Raw genomic sequence first — 14912 nt, 5'->3', positions numbered from 1 at the left:
GCTGACCGGCTGACCGGCAGACCGACCGGCCGACCGGCCGCCGGAAAAAAATCTTGGAAGATTTCCCGGGACCGTGTCGATCCGGGTGTCTCCCGTTCGACGCATGGGTGAGCGGCGGGGAACGGCCCCGCCGCCGCGACCGAAGGAGTCACCATGCCGCGCTACATGTCGATCGTGCACATCGACGAGTCCTCCGCCCCCGCCGAGGGCCCCAGCGAGGAGCTGATGCGGCGGATGGGCGAGCTGATCGAGGAGATCACCAAGGCCGGCGTCATGCTCGATACCGCCGGGCTGACCCCCTCCGCCCAGGGCACCACGGTGCGCTGGCAGGGCGGGCAGATCTCCGTCACCGACGGCCCGTTCACCGAGTCCAAGGAGGTCATCGGCGGCTACGCGATCATGCAGTGCAAGGACAAGGCCGAGGCCCTGGAGTGGACCAAGCGCTTCCTGAAGGTCCACGAGGACTACTGGAACGTCTCGTGCGAGGTGCGGGAGATCGCCGAAGCCTGATCCCGCGTTGGCCCCGGTAGCCGTTCGGGGTGTTGCATGGTGGGCTGTGGAACCGCAGCCCACCGCAGCGCGCCCGACCGAGGCGCCGCACACGAGCGAGACAGCGCACGCGGCCGAGACAGCGCACGCGATCGAGACCGTCTTCCGCCTGGAGTCGCCCCGGGTGATCGCCGGGGTCACCCGGATCGTCCGGGACGTCGGCATCGCCGAGGAACTGGCCCAGGACGCCCTGGTCGCGGCCCTGGAGCAGTGGCCCCGGGACGGTGTGCCCGACAACCCGGGCGCCTGGCTCACGGCCACCGCCCGCCGCCGCGCCGTCGACCTGGTCCGGCGCAAGGAGACGTACGCCCGCAAGCTCGCCGAGATCGGCCGGGACCTGGAGACCACGGCCCCGCCGGAGGAGCCCGCCGACCCCGACGACATCGACGACGACCTGCTCCGCCTGGTCTTCACCACCTGCCACCCGGTGCTGTCCGCCGAGGCCCGCACCGCGCTCACCCTGCGCCTGCTCGGCGGCCTGACGACGGCCGAGATCGCCCGCGCCTACCTCGTCCCGGAGCCGACGATCGCCCAGCGCATCGTCCGCGCCAAGCGCACCCTGGCCACGAAGAACATCGCCTTCGAGGTGCCGTACGGCCCCGACCGCGAGGCCCGCCTCGGGTCCGTGCTGGACGTCATCTACCTGATCTTCAACGAGGGTTACGCGGCCACCGCGGGCGACGACTGGCTCCGCCCCGGCCTGTGCGAGGACGCGCTGCGGCTGGCGCGCGTGCTGGCCGCCCTGATGCCCAAGGAGCCCGAGGTGCACGCTCTGGCCTCGCTCCTGGAGTTCCAGGCCTCCCGCGCCGCCGCCCGCACCGGCCCCGACGGCCATCCGGTGCTGCTCAGGGACCAGAACCGGCGCCGCTGGAACCGCCTGCTCATCGCCCGGGGCATCCGCGCCCTGGGCCGCGCCGACGCCACGGCCACCGGCGCTCCCGGTCCCTACGTCCTCCAGGCCGCCATCGCCGCCTGCCACGCCCACGCCCACACCTACGCGGACACCGACTGGCAGGCCATCGCCGCCCTGTACGGCCTGCTGGCGGCCCGGTCGCCGTCCCCGGTGGTCGAGCTGAACCGCGCGGTCGCCGTGTCGATGGCCGAGGGCCCGGCCGCGGGACTGAGGCTGGTGGACGCCCTGGCCGGCGAACCCGCCCTGCGCGGCTACCACTTGCTGCCCAGCGTCCGCGGCGATCTGCTGGCCCGCCTCGGGCGCACCGCCGAGGCCCGCGATGAGTTCGTCCGCGCGGCCGGGCTCGCCCGCAACGAGAAGGAGCGGGAACTGCTGCTGGGCAGGGCCGCGGAGTGCGGCAAGTGAGCGGATGGGCTCAGGAGGCGGGGGCGCCGATCAGCATGGTCGGCGCCCCCGCCACGCGGGTGAGGAACACGGTCGCCGCGTTCGGCCCCTGCGGCTTGACCTTCCGGCGCAGCTCCTCCGGCTCGACCGCCGACCCGCGCTTCTTCACGGTCAGCGTGCCGACCTCCCGCTCCCGCAGCAGCGCCTTCAGCTTCTTGAGGTTGAAGGGGAGTTGGTCGGTGATCTCGTAGGCGGTGGCGTACGGCGTGGGCCGCAGCTCATCGGCCGTGACGTAGGCGATCGTCGCGTCGACGAGCCCGCCGCCGACCTCCTCGGCCACCTCCGCGACCAGATGGGCCCGGATCACGGCGCCGTCCGGCTCGTACAGATACCGGCCCACCGGCCGCACTCCGGGATCGGGCAGTCCCTTGCCGGGCAGCGTGCGCGGGCCGGGCAGCAGCGTGGCGCGGATGAGGCCCGGCTCGGTCCCGAACCACAGCACGGCCTCCTTCACATCGCCGCCGTCGGAGATCCACTCGGCCTCGGCCTCGGCGGGGATCGCCTCGTGCGGGATGCCGGGGGCGATCTTCAGGGCGGCGCGGGGCGCCTGGAGGGCCGCTGCGACCGCCCAGGACAGCGGCGGCGAGTAGGCCTCCGGGTCGAAGATCCTCCCGCGGCCACCCCTGCGCGCCGGATCCACGAACACGGCGTCAAAACCGGCCGTGTCCACCTCCGTGACGTCCGCCTCCCGCACCTCGATCAGCTCGGCGAGCCCCAGCTCCGCGGCGTTCGCCCGCGCCACGGCGGCCGTCAGCGGATCCCGGTCCACGGCCAGCACCCGGATCCCGGCCCGCGCCAGCGCGATGGCGTCACCGCCGATCCCGCAACAGAGGTCGGCGACCGAGCCGATACCCAGCTCCTTCATCCGCCTCGCCCGGTACGTGGCCACGCTCGTCCGGGTCGACTGCTCGACCCCGTTCGGCGTGAAGAACATCCGCTCCGCGTCCGCCGCCCCGAACTTCGCCGCCGCCCGCTGCCGCAGCCGGGCCTGGCCGAGCGCCGCCGACACCAGCTCCGCGGGGTGCTGGCGGCGCAGCCGGGTGGCGACGGCCAGCTCCTGCGCGGGATCGGTGCCGCGCACCTCGTCGAGGAGGGCACGGCCTTCGGGGGTGAGGAGGAGAGCGAGGTCGTTCACCGGGTCATTGTGGGCCAGTCGGTGGACCGTGCGCCTCCGGCGGCGGTGTCGGCCCGGATCCGGGGCCGGGGCCTGGGAGGATCCGGCACCATGCGAGCAGTCGTACAAAACGATAAAAATCGGTCGCCCTTGCGCGCACTGATCCTCCGCTGCGGCACCGTGGCGCTGGCGTCCGCCGCCGTCGTCTCCGGCTGCGCCGCCCCCAGCTCCGACGCCGTCGCCCACCCGGCTCCGGGCCAGCAGCCCGTCCAGGGCGGCCCCGCCCGCGCCCTGGACTCCTACGCCGACCGTCTCGCCGCCGAGCACGCCCGGGTGGTCGCCGCCGCCCTGCACTGGGGCCTGGCCCGCACCCCCTTGTCCCCGCCGGCTCCGCCCGCCAGGAAGCCGAGGATCACCGCACGCGCCGGCTTCGAGGTCACCGGCCAGGAGGAGGAGAACCTTCCCCCGGTCTTCACGACGATCCCCACCAAGCAGAGGGTCGTCTTCCTCACCATCGACGACGGCGCCGAGAAGGACCCCGCCTTCCTGCGCATGATGAGCGAGCTGAAGATCCCTTATACGGCCTTTCTCAGCAACTACCTGGTCAAGGACGACTACGGCTACTTCCGCAGGATGCAGTCCGAGGGTCACACCCTGAACAACCACACCATGACCCACCCCTACCTGCCCGGCCTGTCCTACGAGCAGCAGAAGGACCAGATCTGCGGCATGCAGGCGGTCATGAAGAGGCAGTTCGGCAAGGCCCCCACCGTCTTCCGCCCGCCGTACGGCAACTACAACGGCGACACGCTGCGCGCGGCCAAGGCCTGCGGGATCAAGTACGCGCCCATCTGGGACGAAGAGGTCTTCGTGGACCACTGGGAGTACCGCGAGTGGGACCGCAGCCTGCACCCCGGCGACATCGTGCTCACCCACTTCCGCGGCCGGGACGACTGGAACGGCACGATGGTCGACGACATGCGCCGCTTCCTGAACAAGGTCACCGCCGAGGGGTACGCCGTGGCCCGCCTGGAGGACTACCTGTGAGGCGCGGAGGAAACCGGCGGGGCCTGTCGGCCGTCCTCGCCTCGGCCCTCCTCCTCACCGGCTGCGCCCAGTCCGTCGACCCCATCGAACGCCTCGGCAAGAAGGCGGCCCAGCGGGTACGGCAGCACGCCTCCGACGACCAGCCCTACCGCCACTGGGGCCTGGCAGCACCCCTGTCCCACCCGGCGCACCCCGCCAGACGCCTGTCCGGCGGCAACCTCGGGGCGACGGGGTCCGCCCTCCCGCCGGTGCTGGACCGCGTCCCCACCCACGACAAGGTCGTCTTCCTCACCTACGACGACGGCGCCGAGAAGGACCCCCGCTTCGCCGACATGGTCCGCGAACTCCGGCTCCCCGTCAGCATGTTCCTGGCCGGCGCCGCGACCGGCCCGGTCCGCGCGCACACCGCCCGGCTGCGCTCGGCCGGCGCCGCCATCGAGAACCACACCCACGATCACCGCGCCCTGCCCGGACTGCCCTACGCCGACCAGCGCGCCGAGATCTGCGCCCAGCAGGACAGACTCCGCACCGGCCTGGGCCTCCACCCCCGCCTCCTGCGCCCGCCCTACGGCACCTACGACCCCACCACCCTGCGCGCGGCAGCGTCCTGCGGCATCTCCGCGGTCATCCTCTGGCGAGCCACCATGGGTGCCCACACCCTGACCTTCGCCCACGGCCCCCGTACCCTCCGCCCCGGCGACATCGTGGCCCTGAACCCGGACGGCACGAGGGGGCGGGCCCTGCGCGAGCGAACGACCCGCTTGCTGAGGCGGGCGCAGGAGAGGGGGCTGACGGTGGGGCGCCTGGAGGACTACCTGTAAATCGGCAGCGGGGTCCGGGGGAACGGGGCCGACGCGCCGTGCGTATTGGCACTCCGCTTGACCGAGTGCTAATCGCAGTCATAGTCTCGGCTCTGGCACTCCCCCCTGGAGAGTGCCAACAAAGCGACGGGCAGGTCCGGCACCCGCGACGACGGATCCACCTGGTCGCCACCTCAGACAGTTAACCCCGTGAGATCTCCGAAGGGGGAGGTCGGATCGTGACGACCGCCAGCTCCAAGGTTGCCATCAAGCCGCTCGAGGACCGCATCGTGGTCCAGCCGCTGGACGCCGAGCAGACCACGGCCTCTGGCCTGGTCATTCCGGACACCGCGAAGGAGAAGCCCCAGGAGGGCGTCGTCCTGGCCGTGGGCCCGGGCCGCTTCGAGAACGGCGAGCGCCTTCCGCTCGACGTCAAGACCGGCGACATCGTGCTGTACAGCAAGTACGGCGGCACCGAGGTGAAGTACAACGGCGAGGAGTACCTCGTCCTCTCGGCTCGCGACGTGCTCGCGATCATCGAGAAGTAAACCTCGGCAACACTTGCCTTGAGCTGCGCCCCTGGCCCCCGCGACCGATAAGTAGCCGGGCGCCCGGGGCGCAGCTTTTTTCACCCACAGATTTCCGAGAGGGCTTCCGCTGTCATGGCGAAGATTCTGAAGTTCGACGAGGACGCCCGTCGCGCCCTTGAGCGCGGCGTCAACAAGCTTGCCGACACGGTGAAGGTGACGATCGGCCCCAAGGGCCGCAACGTCGTGATCGACAAGAAGTTCGGTGCCCCCACCATCACCAACGACGGTGTCACGATCGCCCGCGAGGTGGAGATCGAGGACCCGTACGAGAACCTCGGCGCGCAGCTGGTGAAGGAGGTGGCGACCAAGACCAACGACATCGCGGGTGACGGCACCACCACCGCCACCGTCCTCGCCCAGGCGCTCGTCCGCGAGGGCCTGAAGAACGTCGCCGCCGGCGCCTCCCCGGCCGCCCTGAAGAAGGGCATCGACGCGGCCGTCGCCGCGATCTCCGAGGACCTGCTGGCCACCGCGCGCCCGATCGAGGAGAAGTCCGACATCGCCGCCGTCGCCGCGCTGTCCGCCCAGGACCAGCAGGTCGGCGAGCTGATCGCCGAGGCGATGGACAAGGTCGGCAAGGACGGTGTCATCACCGTCGAGGAGTCCAACACCTTCGGTCTGGAGCTGGACTTCACCGAGGGCATGGCCTTCGACAAGGGCTACCTGTCCCCGTACTTCGTGACGGACCAGGAGCGCATGGAGGCCGTCCTCGAGGACCCCTTCATCCTCATCAACCAGGGCAAGATCGGCTCGATCGCCGACCTGCTGCCGCTGCTGGAGAAGGTCATCCAGGCCGGTTCCTCCCGGCCGCTGCTGATCATCGCCGAGGACGTCGAGGGCGAGGCCCTGTCGACCCTGGTCGTGAACAAGATCCGCGGCACCTTCAACGCCGTCGCCGTCAAGGCCCCGGGCTTCGGTGACCGCCGCAAGGCGATGCTGCAGGACATGGCGATCCTCACCGGCGCCACCGTCATCTCCGAGGAGGTCGGCCTCAAGCTCGACCAGGTCGGCGTCGACGTGCTCGGTTCCGCCCGCCGCATCACCGTCACCAAGGACGACACCACGATCGTCGAGGGTGCCGGCAAGTCCGAGGACGTGCACGGCCGCGTCGCGCAGATCAAGGCCGAGATCGAGAACACCGACTCCGACTGGGACCGCGAGAAGCTCCAGGAGCGCCTCGCGAAGCTGGCCGGCGGCGTGTGCGTGATCAAGGTCGGCGCCGCCACCGAGGTGGAGCTGAAGGAGAAGAAGCACCGTCTGGAGGACGCCATCTCCGCGACCCGCGCCGCGGTCGAGGAGGGCATCGTCTCCGGTGGTGGCTCCGCTCTGGTCCACGCCTCCAAGGTCCTGGAGGGCAACCTCGACAAGTCCGGCGACGAGGCCACCGGTGTCGCCGTGGTCCGCAACGCCGTGGTCGAGCCGCTGCGCTGGATCGCGGAGAACGCGGGCCTCGAGGGCTACGTCATCGTCCACAAGGTCAAGGACCTGGAGAAGGGCAACGGCTACAACGCCGCCACCGGCGAGTACGGCGACCTGGTCAAGGCCGGCGTCATCGACCCGGTGAAGGTCACCCGCTCCGCCCTGGAGAACGCCGCCTCCATCGCCTCCCTGCTGCTCACGACCGAGACCCTGGTCGTCGAGAAGAAGGAAGAGGAGCCGGCCGAGGCGGGCCACGGCCACGGCCACGGCCACGCCCACTGAGCCACGCCGCTCTTGAGCGAAGGCCCGGCACCCCGGAAGGGGGCCGGGCCTTCGCCCTGTACTGCGCTACTGCTCCAGCGCGTCGAGCGCGCCCAGCTGTTGCATCAGGCCCAGCTGGTCGTACTGCCACCAGGTCTCGGCGATCTTGCCGTTCTCCGCGAACCGGAACAGGGTCAGCCCGGTCATGGAGACCTGCCTGCCGGTGGGCGCGATCCCCAGGAAGTCGCCCTTGTGCGTGGCGTTCCAGGTCCACCGGGCGCAGGCCTGGTCGCCCTGCGCGAGCACGCCGTCGACCGTGAACGTGAAGTCGAAGGCGCGGCGCCACATCTCGTACTCGATGCGGATGTTGTCCATCCCGATGGTGTCCTGCGGATTCACCGGGTCGTGGCTGTGGATGTCCTCGTCCAGCAGGTCGTTCAGCGGCGGCAGCTCGCCCGCGACCGCGACCGCGTCGAAGAACCTGCGCACGGTGTCCTCGGCCAGCCGCTCGTCGCGTACGACGTCCAGGTCGGTGAACGTCGGCATCTCGTCGCACAGCGCGACCAGTTCCCGGAAGATCCGGTCGGTCTCCGGGAGGTTCGAGTTCCGCATCGCCTCCTCGTACGAGGGGAACTCCACCACTTCGACGATGTGCGACGCGTCCGAGCGGTCCTTGCCGACCACCGCGTGCGTCGCCGTGCGCTTCCCCTTGGTCTGCGCGACCCAGTCGTCCATGAGCCGGTTCATCTCGTCCAGCCGGCTGGTCTTGCACTCGATGAGCTGTACGAAGGTCATTCGACGCCGCCTCCCGGCCCCCCTGACCCCGTTCCGTCACGCCCATTTTCGCACCGGAGCGGCGGCGTCACCCGCCCGCCGACCGCTACTGCGGCCCGTACTTGCGCCCCGTCTTTGACGAGATTCCGCCGAGGAGCGACCTCGGGGTCACCTTCACCAGGCCCATCAGCGCCTTGTAGCGGGGGTCCGGGATGGACAGAGACCTGCCGCGCGCGAGGTCGGCCAGCGCCGCCGCGACTACGTTGTCCGCGTCCAGCCACATCCAGCCGGGGATGTTGTCCGTGCCCATCCCGGCCCGCTGGTGGAACTCGGTGCGCACGAAACCGGGGCAGAGCGCCATCAGCCGCACCCCCGTGCCGGCGAGGTCCTTCGCCGCGCCCTGCGTGAACTGCACGACCCACGCCTTGGAGGCGCCGTACGTCCCCCGGGGCACGAAGGCAGCCACCGAGGCCACGTTCACCACTCCGCCGCGACCGCGCTCGCGCATCGCCTCGGCCGCCGCCGAGGTCAGCCTCAGCACCGCCTCGCAGTGCACCTTGAGCATCTTCAGCTCGTCCGCCATCGACACGTCGAGATAGCGGCCCTTGTTGCCGAACCCGGCGTTGTTGATCAGCAGATCGACCGGGTTGCGGCGGTCGCCGACCCGCTCCGCCACCGCCTCGATGCCCTTGTCCTCGGACAGGTCGGCGGTGAGCACCTCCGCCTCGATGCCGTGCCGGTCGTGCAGCTCGGTCGCCTGCTCGCGCAGCCGTTTGGTGTCCCGGGCCACCAGGACGAGGTCATGTCCGTCAGCCGCCAGCCGCCGCGCGAACGCGGCACCGATCCCCGCGGTCGATCCCGTAATCAGAGCCGTTGTCATGGCCCAAGGGTAGTGACCCGGACCGACAGAGTCCGCTGTCCGCCGGGCCCGTCCCGAAGACCGGACTGACGGCCGATCAGCCCCCGTACCTGTCCACGTACTTGCAGGCCGCGGCCAGCGTCTCCGGGTGCAGCGCCTCGCCCGCCACGAGCAGCTGCGGCAGCAGTTCGCGCTCGGTGGTGACCGCGCGGAACTCCATCGCCGTCGTCACCGAGTGGTCCGGCCGGTGCACGATCTCGATCCGGTCGCCCGCCTGTATGGAGCCCGGTTCGATCACCCGCAGGTAGGCACCCGTTGCGCCCTTCAGGGTGAACCTCTTCACCCAGCCCTGTTCGCCCAGGTGGCCCTGGAACGTACGGCACGGCACACGCCCCGAGGTCACCTCCAGAATCACCTCGGAACCGATCCGCCAGCGCTCGCCGATCAGTGCCCCGGAGACGTCGAGTCCCTGCGTCGTGAGGTTCTCGCCGAAGCAGCCGTTGGCCAACGACCGGCCCAACTCGCGCTTCCAGTCGTCGAGGTCCTCGCGCGCGAAGGCGTACACGGCCTGGTCGTCCCCGCCGTGGTGCCGCAGGTCGCACACCGCGTCCCCGGCGACCCCGCTCGCCCCCACACCCTTGGGCCCGGGGGCCGCCACCCGCACCGGACCGTCGACGGGCTGCTTGTCGATGCCCGTCAGGCCGTCCGGCTGGTCCGTGTACGGCACCGGACGGGGACGGCCGAGATTGACAGAGAGAAGCTTCATGTACGCACGGTACGGGACCGCCCCTCAAAGCATCGGCGCATTATCGGGCGTCGCATCCAAGGCTGCCTTATGATTCAAGGGTGATCGAGGCCCGTCATCTCCGCGTCCTGCGCGCCGTCGCCACCACCGGCTCCTTCTCGGCGGCGGGGCGTGAACTGGGCTGCACCCAGCCCGCCGTCAGCCAGCAGATGAAGGCCCTGGAGGCCTCGGTCGGCACCCCGCTGCTGGTCCGCAGCGGCCGGGAGATGCGCCTCACTCAGGCCGGCGAGGCCCTCGTCCGGCACGCCTCCGGCATCCTTGCCGGGCTCACCGCCGCCGAGGAGGAGGTCGCCGCGATCGCGGGCCTCAGGGCCGGCCGGGTCCGGCTGGTCTCCTTCCCGAGCGGCAGCTCCACGCTGGTCCCCACCGCCCTGGCCGCCCTGCGCGCCGCCCACCCCGGTACCCGTGTCTCGCTGGAGGAGGCCGAGCCCCCGAGGTCCGTCGAACTGCTGCGCGGCGGCGACTGCGACGTGGCGCTGGCCTTCCGCTACGAGGGTGCCGCGCTCGTCGAGGACTATGACGACCTCGTCGTACGGCCCCTGCTGACGGACCGTCTGGTCGCCCTGGTGCCCGAACGGCACCGGCTCGCGCACGCGGAGTCCGTCGCCATAGGCGAACTGGCCGAGGAGCCCTGGATCGCGGGCTGCCCGCGCTGCCGCGGCCAGCTGGTGGAGGCGTGTGCGAGCGCCGGGTTCACCCCGCGCATCGACTTCGCCACGGACGACTATCCGGCGGTGGTCGGCCTGGTCCGCGCGGGTCTCGGGGTCGCGGTGCTGCCCCAGCTCGCGGTGGAGTCGGTACGACCCACGGGAGTCCGGGCGGTGCGGCTGGAACCGGCGGTACGGCGGGAGATCGTCGCCCTCACCCTGCCCGACCTGGCACCGGTGCCGGCCGTGGCGGCGACGCTGGAACAGCTGGCCCGGGCGGCCGGGCACGTGTAGGAGCCCCCTCGCGGGGTCGGCGCAGGGGCCCGCACAGGGTCATGGGCACGCGGCGCGCGTGCCCGGTGTGGGTTGGATTGAAGAAACGTTCCTTCAGGCGTTCGGGGCTGTCTCCCCGCTGGTGGTCGAAGCCGACACCAGGCGGTTTCGGGCCCGTCCCATCAACTCTTCGCGCTCGTCCTCGGTCAGGCCGCCCCACACGCCGTACGGCTCACGCACCGCCAGCGCGTGCGCGGCGCACTCCGCACGGACCGGGCACCTCATGCAGACCTCTTTGGCCGAGTTCTCACGAGCGCTCCGAGCCGCCCCGCGCTCGCCCTCCGGGTGGAAGAAGAGCGAGCTGTCCACCCCGCGGCAGGCAGCGAGCAACTGCCAGTCCCACAGGTCCGCGTTCGGTCCGGGAAGGCGGGAGAAATCTGCCATTACGTGACCCCTTGTAGCCGTTCTGGGCGGATACGGTGCCATCGACCGTACATCTCCGGTCTAAGGAGATGAAAATATGACTCATTGCGAATCTAGCCCCGGACACTGCGAAACGGGAAGAAAATCGGCTAAATGGGGCATAGGTTGTGATGAAAAGTTGAGGGTCCGTCGGGCATGTCTGCATCGTGTTGGCTCCCTCACGTAGAGTGCCGAAGACGGCGTGCGGCCCCGTAACTCTTTCGAGTGACCGTCGTTGAGAGTGCGGAGGCGGTTGAAAAAACAAGCGCTCGGGCAGGCGTCCGAGACGGTCGACCGCACAGGTGACGATTCCGTACCAGCCTGGAGGCTCAAGGTGACGCGCATCAGCTGCGGAGGGCGGTCATGACATCCGTCCTCGTCTGCGACGACTCCCCGCTTGCCCGAGAGGCGCTGCGCCGCGCGGTGGCGACCGTGCCCGGCGTCGAGCGCGTGACCACGGCGGCCAACGGCGAGGAAGTCCTCCGCCGCTGGGGCGCCGACCGCTCCGACCTGATCCTGATGGACGTACGCATGCCCGGCCTGGGCGGCGTCGAGACCGTGCGCCGGCTGCTGTCCGCCGATCCGGGCGCGCGCATCATCATGCTCACCGTCGCCGAGGACCTCGACGGCGTGGCCCTCGCGGTCGCCGCCGGCGCCCGGGGCTACCTGCACAAGGACGCCTCGCGCGCGGAGCTGCGCGCCACGGTGACGCAGGCCCTCGCCGACCCGACCTGGCGGCTCGCCCCGCGCCGCCTGCGCTCGGCGGAGATGGGCGCCGCGCCCACGCTCACCGCGCGCGAGATCCAGGTGCTGGAGGGCATGAGCCACGGCCGCTCCAACGCCGAGATCGGCCGGGAGCTGTTCCTCTCCGAGGACACCGTCAAGACGCACGCCCGCCGTCTGTTCAAGAAGCTCGGCGCCTCGGACCGGGCCCACGCGGTGGCGCTCGGCTTCCGCTGGGGACTGGTCCGGTAGGAAGTGCGCCACGGCGGGGCAGCGGTCCGCCGACCGGATTCCCCCGCCTGCCACGCCGCGGGCGGGGCCGGCCGACACCGGAACACTCCGTGCGCCGGGCGCGCTCCTGACGTCGGGCGCGCTCCCACCGCCCGGGCGGGTCGACCGGGAGCCGGTCTCTCCGGCCGCGCCCCGGGGGCGCGTCGGCGGATGTCGCTCTGTGCTGCGGCCCCGGATGCGAGGGGTGAGCGGGGCCGCGGGGCGGCTCACCTTGCGCGGACCGTGAGCGGAGGGTGCGTCTGCCACGGGATCCCCGGCTGTTCGCACGGGATTCCCGGCCGCATTCGCGGGATCCCCGGCTCTGCTCGCGGAATTTCCGGCCGCTTCTCTGACCTGCCGCGTTGCCCATCATCCCGGGGTGCGGACCCGCCAGTTGCCGTCCCGTGGCCCCTTCCCGGAGCGCGGGATGCGGGCTGCCCGTCGGACGGCCGATGCTCGTTTCGCCGCGGATGCCGCATCCTTGAGATGTGGAGTCTCTCGGGGACGAGTCGGTCGAGCGGAAGGGGAGGGCGCAGGAGATGAGTGCCGGCGCACCTGCTCATAACGCTTCGGTGCACAACCAAGAGCACGTTGCGACGGACCGGACGGCCGCAGGGCACCATGGACCGATGCGCGACGACGAGGCGGGCACGGCCCAGGGGGCGATCGGTGCCCTGGTGCACCGTGCCGTCGACGGGGACGCGCAGGCCACGCACGATCTGCTCGCGCACGTCCACCCGCTGGCGCTGCGCTACTGCCGCACCCGGCTGTCCCGGCTCCCCGGGGACGCGCGCCACTTCGTGGAGGACCTCGCCCAGGAGGTCTGCGTAGCCGTCCTGCTCGCCCTGCCGCGCTACCGCGACACCGGCCGCCCCTTCGAGGCGTTCGTCTTCGCCATCGCCTCCCACAAGGTCGCCGACCTCCAGCGCGCCGCGATGCGGCACCCGGGCTCCACGGCGGTGCCGTCCGACGAGATGCCGGAGCGGCCCGACGACTCCCTCGGCCCCGAGGAGCGCGCCCTGCTCAGCAGCGATGCCGAGTGGGCCAAGAAGCTGCTGGCCAACCTCCCGGAGAACCAGCGCGAACTGCTGCTGCTGCGTATCGCCGTGGGCTTGACCGCGGAGGAGACCGGGCAGATGTTGGGAATGTCACCCGGGGCGGTCCGGGTCGCCCAGCACCGCGCCCTGAGCCGGCTGCGGGCGCTGGCCGAGCAGTAAGAACAGGCGCGGCAACAGTTTCGTACGAACATACGAAGCCGAAGGCGATCTCGAACCGTGGAATTTGCTGGCCACGCTTCCCGTTAGCATGGACATCCGCACCGATCAAGGCCATTTGGGGAAGGTGTCATGACTGCCAACGTCGACGGAGTGCCCGGAAAATTCGCGACACTCGGGCTGACCTACGACGACGTGCTGCTGCTGCCGGGCGCATCCGAGGTGCTGCCCAACGCGGTCGACACCTCGTCCCGCATCTCCCGCAATGTCCGGGTCAACATCCCGCTGCTGTCCGCGGCGATGGACAAGGTGACCGAGTCCCGCATGGCGATCGCGATGGCCCGCCTGGGCGGCGTCGGCGTGCTGCACCGCAACCTCTCCGTCGAGGACCAGGTCAACCAGGTCGACCTGGTGAAGCGGTCCGAGTCGGGCATGGTCACCGACCCGATCACGGTGCACCCGGAGGCCACGCTCGCCGAGGCGGACGCCCTGTGCGCCAAGTTCCGCATCAGCGGCGTCCCGGTCACCGACCCGGCCGGCAAGCTGCTCGGCATCGTCACCAACCGTGACATGGCCTTCGAGAGCGACCGCACGCGCCAGGTGCGCGAGGTCATGACCCCGATGCCGCTGGTCACCGGCAAGGTCGGCATCTCCGGGCCCGAGGCCATGGAGCTGCTGCGCCAGCACAAGATCGAGAAGCTTCCGCTGGTCGATGACGCGGGCGTCCTCAAGGGCCTGATCACGGTCAAGGACTTCGTCAAGGCCGAGCAGTACCCGAACGCCGCCAAGGACTCCGAGGGCCGGCTGATCGTCGGTGCCGCCGTCGGTGCCAGCCCCGAGGCGCTGGAGCGCGCCCAGGCGCTCGCCGCGGCCGGTGTGGACTTCCTGGTCGTCGACACCTCGCACGGCCACAACAGCAACGCCCTCAGCTGGATGTCGAAGATCAAGTCCAGCGTGAACGTCGACGTGATCGGCGGCAACGTCGCCACCCGCGACGGCGCCCAGGCGCTCATCGACGCCGGTGTCGACGGCATCAAGGTCGGTGTCGGACCCGGCTCGATCTGCACCACCCGCGTGGTCGCCGGCATCGGCGTCCCGCAGGTCACCGCCATCTACGAGGCATCGCTCGCCGCCCGCCCGGCGGGCATCCCGCTGATCGGCGACGGCGGTCTGCAGTACTCCGGCGACATCGGCAAGGCGCTCGCCGCCGGTGCGGACACGGTCATGCTGGGCAGCCTCCTCGCCGGCTGTGAGGAGTCGCCCGGCGAGCTGCTCTTCATCAACGGCAAGCAGTTCAAGTCGTACCGCGGCATGGGCTCGCTGGGCGCCATGCAGTCCCGCGGCCAGGGCAAGTCGTACTCGAAGGACCGCTACTTCCAGGCCGAGGTGACCTCGGACGAGAAGCTCGTGCCCGAGGGCGTCGAGGGCCAGGTGCCCTACCGCGGCCCGCTGTCCAACGTGCTGCACCAGCTTGTCGGCGGCCTGCGCCAGACCATGGGCTACGTGGGCGCCGCCACCATCGAGGAGATGGAGTCCAAGGGCCGGTTCGTGCGCATCACCTCGGCGGGCCTCAAGGAGAGCCACCCGCACGACATCCAGATGACGGTCGAGGCGCCGAACTACAGCAGGAAGTGACGCACACGCGCGCGTGAAGCCCTTCAAGGCGTGATCGACGGCGGCCCCGGAACCTCCGGGGCCGCCGTTGTCTTACCCGTCGGCGATACTGGAAGGCGCTGCAACGCAAACGG

At 70.9% G+C, this 14912-nt stretch carries 15 protein-coding genes; 10 read left to right on the top strand and 5 right to left on the bottom strand.

Translation table 11 applies throughout. The annotated features are described in order from the left end of the window. The first annotated feature begins 153 nt into the window (after positions 1–153). Together ACWD35_RS36415 and ACWD35_RS36410 are read left to right on the top strand one after the other, a co-directional pair. Complete coding sequence (locus tag ACWD35_RS36415) at positions 154–510, top strand: YciI family protein (RefSeq protein WP_451355645.1); 357 nt, start codon at positions 154–156, stop codon at positions 508–510. Positions 511–556: 46 nt separating this feature from the next. Beyond that, on the top strand, positions 557–1867 hold the full coding sequence (locus ACWD35_RS36410) for an RNA polymerase sigma factor (protein WP_451355644.1): 1311 nt from the start codon (positions 557–559) through the stop codon (positions 1865–1867). A gap of 10 nt (positions 1868–1877) precedes the next feature. Here ACWD35_RS36410 and ACWD35_RS36405 read toward each other — a convergent pair whose 3' ends face one another. Next, positions 1878–3041: a class I SAM-dependent methyltransferase gene (locus tag ACWD35_RS36405; RefSeq protein ID WP_451355643.1), complete on the bottom strand. Its 1164-nt coding sequence runs from the start codon at positions 3039–3041 to the stop codon at positions 1878–1880. Positions 3042–3131: 90 nt separating this feature from the next. Here ACWD35_RS36405 and ACWD35_RS36400 point away from each other — a divergent pair, with 90 nt between their 5' ends. From ACWD35_RS36400 to groL, 4 genes are all read left to right on the top strand, one after another. After that, positions 3132–4067, top strand: a complete 936-nt coding sequence (locus ACWD35_RS36400; RefSeq protein WP_451355642.1) for a polysaccharide deacetylase family protein — start codon at positions 3132–3134, stop codon at positions 4065–4067. Further along, entirely contained in the window at positions 4064–4888 is an 825-nt protein-coding gene (locus ACWD35_RS36395) for a polysaccharide deacetylase family protein (RefSeq protein ID WP_451355641.1), read from the top strand. The genes ACWD35_RS36400 and ACWD35_RS36395 overlap by 4 nt, the downstream gene beginning before the upstream one ends. Positions 4889–5106: 218 nt before the next feature. Further along, a complete protein-coding gene (groES, locus tag ACWD35_RS36390) occupies positions 5107–5415 on the top strand; it encodes a co-chaperone GroES (protein WP_055493212.1) in 309 nt (102 codons plus the stop codon). Between the two features lie 114 nt (positions 5416–5529). After that, the gene (groL, locus tag ACWD35_RS36385) at positions 5530–7158 is read left to right on the top strand and encodes a chaperonin GroEL (protein ID WP_451355640.1); all 1629 of its coding nucleotides are present in this window, start codon (positions 5530–5532) and stop codon (positions 7156–7158) included. A gap of 66 nt (positions 7159–7224) precedes the next feature. Here the strand turns inward: groL and ACWD35_RS36380 are convergent, their stop codons facing one another. The 3 genes from ACWD35_RS36380 to ACWD35_RS36370 all read right to left on the bottom strand — a co-directional run bounded on the left by ACWD35_RS36380 (position 7225) and on the right by ACWD35_RS36370 (position 9536). Continuing rightward, positions 7225–7932 (bottom strand): ester cyclase, encoded by a 708-nt coding sequence (locus ACWD35_RS36380; protein ID WP_451355639.1) that lies wholly within the window; start codon positions 7930–7932, stop codon positions 7225–7227. An 85-nt stretch (positions 7933–8017) separates the two neighbouring features. After that, on the bottom strand, positions 8018–8791 hold the full coding sequence (locus ACWD35_RS36375; RefSeq protein ID WP_451355638.1) for an SDR family NAD(P)-dependent oxidoreductase: 774 nt from the start codon (positions 8789–8791) through the stop codon (positions 8018–8020). Positions 8792–8867: 76 nt separating this feature from the next. Beyond that, positions 8868–9536, bottom strand: a complete 669-nt coding sequence (locus tag ACWD35_RS36370) for an MOSC domain-containing protein (protein WP_451355637.1) — start codon at positions 9534–9536, stop codon at positions 8868–8870. An 80-nt stretch (positions 9537–9616) separates the two neighbouring features. Here ACWD35_RS36370 and ACWD35_RS36365 point away from each other — a divergent pair, with 80 nt between their 5' ends. Then, positions 9617–10516 (top strand): LysR family transcriptional regulator, encoded by a 900-nt coding sequence (locus tag ACWD35_RS36365; protein ID WP_451355636.1) that lies wholly within the window; start codon positions 9617–9619, stop codon positions 10514–10516. Between the two features lie 93 nt (positions 10517–10609). On the opposite strand, the gene ACWD35_RS36360 is transcribed toward ACWD35_RS36365, so the two are convergent. After that, positions 10610–10939, bottom strand: coding sequence for a WhiB family transcriptional regulator (locus tag ACWD35_RS36360; RefSeq protein ID WP_451355635.1), 330 nt, complete (start codon positions 10937–10939; stop codon positions 10610–10612). 381 nt (positions 10940–11320) lie between these two features. Between ACWD35_RS36360 and ACWD35_RS36355 the strand changes: the two genes are divergently transcribed. From ACWD35_RS36355 to guaB, 3 genes are all read left to right on the top strand, one after another. Next, positions 11321–11932, top strand: a complete 612-nt coding sequence (locus ACWD35_RS36355) for a response regulator transcription factor (RefSeq protein WP_003948568.1) — start codon at positions 11321–11323, stop codon at positions 11930–11932. 647 nt (positions 11933–12579) lie between these two features. Further along, on the top strand, positions 12580–13167 hold the full coding sequence (locus tag ACWD35_RS36350) for a sigma-70 family RNA polymerase sigma factor (RefSeq protein WP_365187680.1): 588 nt from the start codon (positions 12580–12582) through the stop codon (positions 13165–13167). 129 nt (positions 13168–13296) lie between these two features. Next, positions 13297–14799: an IMP dehydrogenase gene (guaB, locus tag ACWD35_RS36345; RefSeq protein WP_451355634.1), complete on the top strand. Its 1503-nt coding sequence runs from the start codon at positions 13297–13299 to the stop codon at positions 14797–14799. Positions 14800–14912: the final 113 nt, after the last annotated feature.

Source organism: Streptomyces sp. NPDC002671, from assembly GCF_053592475.1.
Note: the sequence above shows the minus strand (reverse complement) of the source record. Positions and strands in the feature narration are given on the sequence as shown.

Coding starts and splice junctions, on each gene's coding strand:
- ACWD35_RS36355 (WP_003948568.1), top strand. CDS start 11,321: ATGACATCCGTCCTCGTCTGCGACGACTCCCCGCTTGCCCGAGAGGCG.
- ACWD35_RS36415 (WP_451355645.1), top strand. CDS start 154: ATGCCGCGCTACATGTCGATCGTGCACATCGACGAGTCCTCCGCCCCC.
- ACWD35_RS36360 (WP_451355635.1), bottom strand. CDS start 10,939: ATGGCAGATTTCTCCCGCCTTCCCGGACCGAACGCGGACCTGTGGGAC.
- ACWD35_RS36370 (WP_451355637.1), bottom strand. CDS start 9,536: ATGAAGCTTCTCTCTGTCAATCTCGGCCGTCCCCGTCCGGTGCCGTAC.
- ACWD35_RS36350 (WP_365187680.1), top strand. CDS start 12,580: ATGCGCGACGACGAGGCGGGCACGGCCCAGGGGGCGATCGGTGCCCTG.
- ACWD35_RS36400 (WP_451355642.1), top strand. CDS start 3,132: ATGCGAGCAGTCGTACAAAACGATAAAAATCGGTCGCCCTTGCGCGCA.
- groL (WP_451355640.1), top strand. CDS start 5,530: ATGGCGAAGATTCTGAAGTTCGACGAGGACGCCCGTCGCGCCCTTGAG.
- ACWD35_RS36375 (WP_451355638.1), bottom strand. CDS start 8,791: ATGACAACGGCTCTGATTACGGGATCGACCGCGGGGATCGGTGCCGCG.
- ACWD35_RS36380 (WP_451355639.1), bottom strand. CDS start 7,932: ATGACCTTCGTACAGCTCATCGAGTGCAAGACCAGCCGGCTGGACGAG.
- guaB (WP_451355634.1), top strand. CDS start 13,297: ATGACTGCCAACGTCGACGGAGTGCCCGGAAAATTCGCGACACTCGGG.